Below are 9071 nucleotides of genomic sequence, written 5' to 3'. Positions count from 1 at the left end.
GGTCACTCCGCTTCGCTCCACTCCCTCCAGTGGCTGAGCTCCCATTATATTGCTGAGCTGGGATTTTGGCTGACCTCACAACAGGCTGACTAGGGAGAGGGGGGCGCTGAGGAGGCGCGTGCGGGTCGGCTTCACTCCTCTCGGATTGGTCTAGTCCACGATCTAGACCGCCGTTTCGGCCTCGCGGCGGGTCGGGATGCGCTACCCTGACAGGGTCAGCAACGATCCCCAGTGTATCAGTCTTCACCTGTCAGGTGATCCCGCCGGAACCAGGGTGCTCACCCCAGCGTTTCAGGTATTCGCCGAAATTTGTAACCGGGTTCTGATATCCTGCCGGATAGTCGCTTTGATCGGGCTCGTATTCCGGACCACTGGATTTCTGTCTCGGTCCGTCGAATGTATCAGTAAGGCACTGTCGGAATTTCCCGCGTGGTCCCTGGTGTGGGCCCGGGAATGGGTGAGGGGAGACGCGTCTTCGTGAACGTCGTAAAGCCGGGCCTGATGGCCGCTCAGTCTGCCGCCGGCATCTCGCTGCGCGGGCACCAGGAGGAGGCTCTGGAGGCGATCGTGCGGGGCCTGACGCCCCGTCCGGGGCACCCGGTGCCCTCCAACGGGCTGCGGGTGACCGTGCAGATGGCGACCGGGTCGGGCAAGTCGTACGTAGGGGCCGCAGCCGGGCAGAAGCTCGCGCCGAGGGGCGTGGTCCTGGTCGTGGTGCCGACCCTGGACCTGCTGGTGCAGATGATCGGCTCGTGGCGGGCGGCTGGCCGCTCCGGGGACATGCACGCGGTGTGCTCCCTGGTTGACTCCGAGCTGCCCTACGGCGTGAGGGCGAGCACCAGCCCGCTGATGATTGGCATGTGGCTGGCCCACGCCGCAAGGCATCGCCGGCCGACCACCCTGTTCGCCACCTACACCTCGGTCCGCGCGGTCGCCGACGCCTACACCTACTGGGCGAAGCGTGAGGGTGAGGAGGGTGGGGTTCTGCCCCCGCTGGGCCTGATGGTCTGCGACGAGGCGCACCGGTCGTCCGGGAGCACCGAGAAGACGTGGACGGTAGTTCACCATCAGGCAGCGATTCCGGCCGACCGTCGGCTGTACATGACCGCGACCCCGCGAATCTGGGCGCCGCCCAGCAAGACCATGCGGCGGCGCGAGGAGGCCTACCAGCCGCTCCCGGAGGAGCTGGCGGTGTCCATGGACGACCAGCGGATCTACGGCCCGCACGTCTTCTCCCTGGGCTTGGCGGAGGCCATCGACAGGAAGCTGCTGGCCCCGTTCGAGATCGTGGTCCTGGAGCTGCGCGAACCGCTCGGCGACCGCCAGGGCGCAGAGCGGCAGGGCGTGCCGTGGGGTCCGGGGGTCGGGGAGGCCGAGGACGGCAGCGAGGACGAGGTGCCGGCCGAGCGGATCGCCGCCATGCAGGCCGGCCTCCTCAAGACCGCCGCCGAGCGCGGGCTGGAGCGCTGCATCACGTTCCACAACCGCACGATCGAGGCCCGCTACTTCTCCGAGACGCTGAACCAGACCGCCGAGAAGCTGCACTTCCAGAACCCGCAGAAATACCCTGCGGAAGTCTGGGCGCAGTGGCTCTCCGGCGAGCACGAGGTCGACTACCGCAAGGAACTCATCGGCGACTTCGGAAAAGGCGAGGACGACGACGGCCTCAAGCTTCGGATCTTCAGTAACTGCAAGGTCCTGGGCGAGGGCGTCGACATGCCGAATGCGGACTCGGTTCTGCTACAGGGCCGGGGCAGCATGGTGGATATCGTCCAGGCCATCGGCCGGGCCCTGCGCATGCAGCCCGGCGAGGGAAAGACCGCCAGCCTAATCGTGCCGGTCTTCCTCAAGCCCGGAGAGGACCCCGGAGACATTCTGGAATCCGACTCCTACGGCCCGCTGGTCAAGATCCTCACCGCGCTGCGCAGCCACGACGCCAAGGTCGTCGAGGCCCTCGCGGTCCCGCAGAAGTCCGGCAAGCGGACCAAGGGGCGCAGCGCCGAGGCCGCTGTCGGGCCTGGTGAGAGCATGATTGGTGGGGGCGGGGCGGGTGGTGCGGGGGCGTTCACGCTGCCGGTGCGGTTCCAGACGCCGGTGGACGAGAACGTGCTCGCCTTGTTCATCGCCTCCCGGGTCCTGACCGGTGAGAACCAGTTCTGGCGGGAAGGCATCAACCACGCCCGCCGGTGGAGCGAGGAGACCGGCGGACTCGATGTCCCGTACTCCGCGATGGTCGGTGAGGAAGGGAATTTCCCGCTCGGGAAATGGCTTTCCGATCGGCGCAGCGAGCACGCCGCTGGTGAATTGGCGCGCCACCGGGTCGACATGCTCGACGCGCTGGGGATGATCTGGTCCGTCTCGGATGCCAGGTTCGAGGCCGGGCTGGACTGGGCCCGCGTGTGGGCGAAGGGTCATGGCGGCTCTTTGGCCGCTCCGGCGCGGGCCTCGGTCGGCGGCTACGCGATCGGCACGTGGCTCTCGGAGCTGCGGGCCGCGGCGCAGGTCCCGGCCGGGGAGCCGGGGGCACTGGCGCCGGAGCGCCGGCGGGCGCTGGAGGAGATCGACCCCTTCTGGTGCCCGGCCTGGCCGATCACCTGGCAGCGCACCTACGCGACCGCCCGCATGTGGTGGCTCGACACCGACGGCCTGGTCGACTGGACCTCCCTGCCCCTGGACACGGTGTACGAGGGCGAGCAGCTCGGCCGCTGGGTCCAGGCGCAGCGGGCCGGCTGGCCCGGCCTAGAGGAGGACCAGCGGGACCTGCTGACGGCGATCGGCATCGAGGAGGATCAGGAGCTCGCCGCCGCGCGCGCGGCGGCCGCGGCGAAGCCGAGGACCTCACGGGCCGACCGGTTCGGCGCCGGCCTGGCGGCGCTCGCCGCCTTCGTCGAACGCGAAGGGCACGCAAAGGTACCGCGCACCCACAAGGAGAACGGGGTCTCACTGGGGACCTGGTTGAACAACCAGCGCGCCCGGCGGGACAAGCTGACCGTGGAGCAGCTCGGGCAGCTGGAGGCCCTCGGGGTTGGCTGGTAGACCGTGCCCGGGCCGGGACCGAGCGGCGGGTGTCGCTGGCCGGGCGGTACACCACCGAGGCCCCGAGCAGACCCAGGCCGCCACCCTGCGGGGTGGCGGCCTGGGTCTGTAAAGGCCTTCTCGACTGAGCGCGGGCCTGGCTTGTGCTTCGCGGCTATCGCCAAGTCCCCGTCGTTGGGCGCTCTGGCATGGTGCTGGGGTGGGTCAGCTGGCCGTCGGCTGCGTCGGCCAGCACCCGGGTCCACCTGTCGATGAAGGCGTCGAGGTCGGTGATGTCCACCTCAGTGAAGGGCCAGGCCACCTGACGCACGTCCAGGCCCGACTCCAGGGCGGCGCGGGCTTCCGGGCCCGGGAGAAGGGCGAACGGCTCGATCGTCGGCGCCGTACGGGCCAGGAGCGGGCTCGTCATGAACGCCGTCTCGTACCAGTGGTACTCGCCTTCGGTCTGGGCGTCGCAGTACCAGAGGGAGTGGTTGCGGCCGTGGTAGCCCCAGTTGGTGGCGTCACATTCCAGGGCGATGGTGGCGTGGGCGACGACGTCGAAACGCGGCGTCGTACCCCTCTGCCACATCCCGAGATCGGTCTCCTGCACGGCGGACATCTTGAGCCGGCCGCGGTTCAGGGTCACCATCCACCCTCCCCGCGAGCCCCGTTTGACCTGGGCCGAGGGCGCGGTCTCCATGATGGTGTCCAGAACGGTCTCAGAGATCCGGGTCATGGCGTTCGTTGCCGCCCGAAACAGGTCCCTTCGGCTCTCGAGCTCGGTCCGGTGCTGGGACTCCCGGCGGGCGGCCTCGGCGTGGCGGGCGGTCTCGTCCCGGTTGGCGGCCGCCAGCGCGGCGAGACCGCCGGTGCGCGGGGCCTGCTGGATCTTGTCCAGGCGGACCAGCAGGTTGCCGGGAGCCGGACGGGCCTGCGGCGCCTTGTTGAGGCATTCCTCGATCAGGGCCGCCATCGCGATCGGGACGCCGAGCAGCGCGGGCGGGTCGGCGTGCAGGTGCTGGTCTCGGAAGTCCGGGCCGGTGAACGGCAGGGTGCCCGTGATCAGCTCGTGGGCGATGATGCCCAGGGAGTAGATGTCGGAGGCGATGGTCGCCCGTTCCTGCCGCCAGCGCTCCGGGGCCATGTAGGGCCGGGTACCGCCGAACTTCCAGGTGTTGGTGGCCGTGGTGGCGTCGGCGACCCGGGCCATCCCGAAGTCCGCGAGGCACCACGCGCCGTCGAGCAGCAGGATGTTGCCGGGCTTGAGGTCCCGGTGCACGACGTTGCCGTCCAGGTCCGCCAAGGCCATCGCGACATCGCGGAGAACCTGGACAGCTTCGTCGAGAGGGAGCGTACCGCCGGCCTCGGCCAGGTGCTGCTTGAGCGGCTTGTCCGCCCTCCGCATGACGATCGCCCACTGGCCATCGTGTTCGCCGTGATCGATGACCGGGACGACGTTGCGGGCGCCCTTCCCCGGGAACTGGAGCTCCCGCTCGTGACCGGGCTCCTTGTCAATCAGCTTCACCGCGGCCTGTTGGCCGTCCTCGGAGCGGGCCTCGAAGACCTTACCGAACCCGCCCTCCCCGATCTGGGCGCCGAGCTCCCACACCTGGCCCAGAACAACTTTCTCTGCCACGCCCCGCCTCGCCTGATCCGTTGTCTCAGCGGACGCGCGCGCGTCCGACCGTCCATCATGCCGCAGCGCACCGACATCGACACCGGCGGCGGTACGAGCGCAGGTAGCGGGCCCTTCCCCTGTGCTCGGCAGTCAGGGTGGCCGTCCGACGGGGCGTCGGGTACCGCTCGGCTACAGCGGAATGCCGAGGAGGACCCACTGCGCGAAGACCTCAGTGAGCGCCGCCCCAGTGATGCCGACCTGCCACCGCCCCAGGGCCAGGTCGGTGGCCGCCGCCCGCACCGCCGGGCCATCGAGGGCCAGCACCGCCACCACCGGCTCCAGGTCCGCCACCATCTCGGCCGGCGTCCGGACCCTCGGGTAGTCCAGGCTCTCCCCCAGTGAGACCAGCATCGACCGCAGCCCGAACTCGTCTTCGCTCGCCAGCCCGTCCGCAGCTGCGGTGCGCAGCGCTCCGAGGACGTCTTGCAAGGCCTTCAGGACCCAGGCGGGGAGGGCGTAGAGGACGACCTGGGGCGGGACGTCTGCTGCTGCGGCGGTGAGGGCGGCGTCGATCTTCCCGATGACCTCGCCTGCCGCCTCCAGGGTCAGGGCGGGGAGGGGGTAGGCGTGCGGGCGGACATCGGCCGCGCTGGCGACCAGGCCGAGGACCTCCGAGAGGTAGGCCGCGCGCCGGATCCACGCCGGGTCGCCGGGCAGGATCCGGGGCAGCTCCAGGCCCGCCGAGAATTTCGTCGTCACGGTGCCGAGTCTCCCGACCCGGTGATGTCTGGCGGGCGGTTCCGCCGAAACTCCGCCCCCACCGGGGACTCTGCGGTAGGAAGGCCCCGGCCCGTCAGGGAGTGTCGCCAGCCCAGTCCCAGCGGGCCGGGTCGGCGGGTCGGGGTTCGTAGTGGGCGCGACCGCCGGCGCCGTAGTGGCCGATCTCAGTGGACAGCGCCGCGCCGTCGGCCAGCTGGTCGGCGTCCCAACCCGTGACGTCCAGGAGCAGACCGTCGAGCGGGCCACCGACGAGCTCGGGGTAGTCGTGGCCCGGCCTGGGGCCGGGGCGCGGGTCGTCGTGATCGGCTCCGTAGACCCGGCCCCGCAGCAGTGCGTCGTCGTCCATACTGTCCAGCCTCCCAGCCGGCACCGACACCGCGCGGGCGTTTCCGGGAGGTGCCGTGGTCACCACCAGGCCGGTTCGACCCCGGCGTCCTGGCCGCCGCCGTCCTCGTCGGGGCCGGCCTCCAGTGTCCGGGTCTCGTCGCGGAGGAGCTCGGTGATCCAGTCGGCAACGTTGATGGGGAGGCGGACGGTGCGCTGTTCGATTCCGTACGGGGTGCCGATGGCCACACAGACATCGTCTTCGGTGGCGGTGCCGGGGGCGACGGCGTGGTCGGCGAACGTCTCCAGGGCGTCGGCGAGGTCGGTGGCGGCAGCCCTGGTGTCGGTGCCGGTGTTCACCAGCTCACCGGGCCGTCGGGGTCGGTGGGCTGCGGGGTCCGGCGGATCGTGTCCCAGTGGTGGAGGTACCAGCCCCAGTCGTCGACTTCGGGACTCCAGCGCACCAGGGCGACCCAGCGGGTCGACCCCTGGTGCAGACGCCACAGCTCCAGCTGACCCGGCCTCCACCGGCCGCCCAGGCGGATCTCCACCCAGCGCCAGCGCGGCTCCACCGTCCAGCATCGCCCCGGGCCGGACATCAGGGCGCGCGGCGCCCGCTCGGCGTCACCGGGCTGGTACTCCGGGTGGCCGGGGTTGTGAGAGAGGGAGAACGGGACTGCGCTGGTCACACCCCGATCGTAAATCGAACACTCGTTCCCATCAAATACCCGACCCGCCGTCCGCGGCCGCCCTCGCCTGCGGGACTGCGGGCCAAGCGCTCCGCGGCCTGGCGGGCCGGACGGCGAAAGGTCTCAGCCGCTGCTGCGGCGCACGAGGACCTTGAGGACCTCGCGGGCGTCACGGCGGCGGTCTTCGCTGCGGGCGGCGACGGCGGTGATGGCGACGATCGAGACGGCGAGGGCGTACCAGGTGGCGCTCGCCGCGGTGATGAGGGCGGCGTGCTGGAGGACGGTCGGCATCGGTCTCTTCCGGTATGGGGTTGCGGCTGCGGCCGCGGGATGCAGCAGACCAGAGGCGGGCTGCAGGGGATCAGGTCGTTGTTGATCTTGGACAGGAAAACGGGGAAAGCAGTCCGCGAGCTGCGGCCTGCCGGCGGCAGTTCAGCGCCGGCTGGGACAAGGCCTGCCTGCCTGTGGTCGGTGGTGTCGCCCGGCGGGCGACACCACCGACTGGCGCTACCTGACGACCAGCTCCTGGGGCAGTCCTGCGGGCTGAGCAAGGAACTGTTCGAGTTGAGAGTTGTGGGTGACGGTGGCAGCAAGATTGCGGGCGGGTTCCGTCCCAGCGCGCACCGGCCGGGGAAGGTGGTGGAGGGGGTTGAATCCGACCAGCCTGGCGAAGGTGCGCCAGACCCGCGCGTCGGTCGGGGTGCCGAGGGCGGCGTGGTGTACGGCCAGGCAGTGGGCTGCCAGGCCGTCGCCCGCCCCTGCGGCGAACTTCCACCAGTACAGCGCGCTGTCGATCTTGCCGAGGGCGTAGAGCAGGCAGGCGAAGGTGCGCGCGCCGACGTCGTCGTAGTCCTCTACGAAGTCGGCCAGGGTGAGGATCTGGTCGGACTTCAGGACGTCCTCGCACAGGCGGGTCAGCTCGCCGGCCAGGTTCGTGCTGGCTCGGGGGCGGCCGGGCAGTGCGGCTGTGTACACCGTTCCCCGCAGGATCGCCCTGCGCCGGCGCATGCTGCGGCGGGTGGGCCGCGGCGGACGGGGCGGACGGGGCGGGCGCAGCGGGGTAGGCCTGGTGGCGGCGGACGGGTCGACGGGTGTCGTCCAGTCCGGTTCGGGCTCGGTGGGGGGCATGGCGCTCTCTTCCGCGATCCGTCGGGCGAGACGGCGGGTGAAGGCGTCGATGTCATGGTCCGCGTACTTCTGTTCGAGGCGGTCGGCTTCAGCCGCGAGGGTTCCCTCGAAGGTCGTCACGGTGGTGTTCTCCCTTCGCCCCGGCGGGGCGGTCGAGCCTGTCTTTGAGGAAGCGCATCCCCATCCAGGTCTCGTTCTTGGCTTTGCTGGAGGTGATGTCGAGCAGGATGGCGATCTCGTCGTGGGACATGCCCACCAGGTGGCGCAGCCGGATGCAGGCGGCCTGGACGGGGGAGTGTTCGTCGAGTTCGTCGAGGGCCTGGTCGAGCTGTTCGTATTCGGCGAGGCGGTGGAACTGGGCGAGGTCGGCGCTGGGGTGGTGGACCGGGCTGTCGCGGGCGATGAGGCGGGCCGCGTGCTCGGCCTTGGCCTGGCGGGTCTGGTCGCGCCAGTAGTCGATGATCAGGCGTTGGAGGATGTAGAAGGCGAAGGCGATGGGGTTCTTGTGGGTGAGGATCCGGTCCCACTTGCGGTGGATGATCTCGGCCGCGCGGAGGACGACGTCCTCGGCGTCCTCCCGGGAGCGCAGCCGGGAGTCGGCGTACTTGAGGAACTTCTTCTGCCAGGCGATGAAGAAGGCCTCGAAGTCCCGCGGGAGGGCCTCGACCGGGTCGGGTCCGATCTGCTGGTCCCAGGGGTCGTTCACCAGGTCTCCGCGGAGGTGTGGGGAGCCGGCCGCGCGGGCTCCGGGGTCGAGGGCTCAGTGCCGTGCGGCTGCGAGTCGTGCACGTCAGGCTCCGCGGGGACGCGGCGAACGGGCGGTCGGCCCGTCGTGGCCTGCGAGGCGGTGCGAGCGGTTGTGCGCGCGGCGCGGGTGCTCGCGGTCATCCTGGGTCCGGCGGCTATTGCCAGCGGGAGCCAGGGCCTGTGGTGCCCCACAAGGCGCTCCTTCCGATGAACAGGTACAGATACAGGGGCCCGTTGTTCGAACCGGGCGGAACTTGCGTTCCACCCCTTCCACCGTTCGGAGGAAGGCGATCGTCACCGGATCAGGGCATGATATTTAGCGGAACGTGATCACCGGATGACTTAGAGTCCCCTGACCTGGGATGATTCCGATGCAGAGTGATGCACATCACGTTCACTGCAAGTGCACGGGAGGTGTCGAACGACCCAAGGATGGGTAGGCTCGCCTTCCTTTCCTCGAAACGGCACCCGACCAGTGCCGACGGCCGACCCCGGTCCCCCGATGGACTCCCGGCTCGGCCGCGCCGTGTCGCCTGAGCCCGCGGTGGCCGACCTTGTCACCGTCCTCGCCCTGACCCCCCACCGCCCCGGCCGCCGCTGCGGCAAGCTGCGCGGCGTTGACCCCGCGGCCCGGCACCTGCTCCGCAGCCGGGGCCTGCAAGTGGGCGGAGCTGTAGAGGTTGGTTGTGGCAGGTGCCCCGCGCCCCTGCGGTCCTACGGGGGTACGCGGAGGCAGGCCGGGCCCCGTTGGGACGTCTCCACTTCTG

General features: G+C 70.4%; 9 protein-coding genes. 1 reads left to right on the top strand and 8 read right to left on the bottom strand.

Annotated features, from left to right (window positions below):
• Positions 1 to 501: 501 nt before the first annotated feature.
• Positions 502 to 3036 carry a Helicase associated domain protein gene (locus ACIQ87_RS37375; protein ID WP_402416084.1) on the top strand — a complete coding sequence of 845 codons (2535 nt, stop codon included), beginning with the start codon at positions 502 to 504 and terminating at the stop codon, positions 3034 to 3036.
• A 154-nt stretch (positions 3037 to 3190) separates the two neighbouring features.
• Here the strand turns inward: ACIQ87_RS37375 and ACIQ87_RS37370 are convergent, their stop codons facing one another.
• From ACIQ87_RS37370 to ACIQ87_RS37335, 8 genes are all read right to left on the bottom strand, one after another.
• On the bottom strand, positions 3191 to 4654 hold the full coding sequence (locus ACIQ87_RS37370) for a serine/threonine-protein kinase (RefSeq protein ID WP_402416080.1): 1464 nt from the start codon (positions 4652 to 4654) through the stop codon (positions 3191 to 3193).
• Positions 4655 to 4825: 171 nt separating this feature from the next.
• Positions 4826 to 5395, bottom strand: coding sequence for a hypothetical protein (locus ACIQ87_RS37365; protein ID WP_402416077.1), 570 nt, complete (start codon positions 5393 to 5395; stop codon positions 4826 to 4828).
• 94 nt (positions 5396 to 5489) lie between these two features.
• Positions 5490 to 5762 carry a hypothetical protein gene (locus ACIQ87_RS37360; protein ID WP_402416074.1) on the bottom strand — a complete coding sequence of 91 codons (273 nt, stop codon included), beginning with the start codon at positions 5760 to 5762 and terminating at the stop codon, positions 5490 to 5492.
• A 59-nt stretch (positions 5763 to 5821) separates the two neighbouring features.
• Complete coding sequence (locus tag ACIQ87_RS37355) at positions 5822 to 6100, bottom strand: hypothetical protein (protein WP_402416071.1); 279 nt, start codon at positions 6098 to 6100, stop codon at positions 5822 to 5824.
• Positions 6097 to 6429 carry a hypothetical protein gene (locus ACIQ87_RS37350; RefSeq protein WP_402416068.1) on the bottom strand — a complete coding sequence of 111 codons (333 nt, stop codon included), beginning with the start codon at positions 6427 to 6429 and terminating at the stop codon, positions 6097 to 6099. Before ACIQ87_RS37350 ends, ACIQ87_RS37355 begins: the two co-directional genes overlap by 4 nt.
• A gap of 123 nt (positions 6430 to 6552) precedes the next feature.
• On the bottom strand, positions 6553 to 6720 hold the full coding sequence (locus ACIQ87_RS37345) for a hypothetical protein (protein WP_402416066.1): 168 nt from the start codon (positions 6718 to 6720) through the stop codon (positions 6553 to 6555).
• Between the two features lie 216 nt (positions 6721 to 6936).
• A complete protein-coding gene (locus ACIQ87_RS37340; RefSeq protein WP_402416064.1) occupies positions 6937 to 7677 on the bottom strand; it encodes a hypothetical protein in 741 nt (246 codons plus the stop codon).
• A complete protein-coding gene (locus tag ACIQ87_RS37335) occupies positions 7646 to 8263 on the bottom strand; it encodes an RNA polymerase sigma factor (protein ID WP_402416061.1) in 618 nt (205 codons plus the stop codon). The genes ACIQ87_RS37340 and ACIQ87_RS37335 overlap by 32 nt, the downstream gene beginning before the upstream one ends.
• Positions 8264 to 9071 lie beyond the last annotated feature (808 nt).

It is taken from the genome of Kitasatospora sp. NPDC096204 (assembly GCF_044763205.1).
Classification (GTDB): domain Bacteria; phylum Actinomycetota; class Actinomycetes; order Streptomycetales; family Streptomycetaceae; genus Kitasatospora.
This window is presented reverse-complemented; position numbering and strand designations above follow the sequence as displayed.

What these genes read in the sequence shown, in the direction of transcription:
- ACIQ87_RS37375 (WP_402416084.1), top strand. Translation starts at nt 502, where the DNA reads ATGGCCGCTCAGTCTGCCGCCGGCATCTCGCTGCGCGGGCACCAGGAG.
- ACIQ87_RS37360 (WP_402416074.1), bottom strand. Translation starts at nt 5,762, where the DNA reads ATGGACGACGACGCACTGCTGCGGGGCCGGGTCTACGGAGCCGATCAC.
- ACIQ87_RS37345 (WP_402416066.1), bottom strand. Translation starts at nt 6,720, where the DNA reads ATGCCGACCGTCCTCCAGCACGCCGCCCTCATCACCGCGGCGAGCGCC.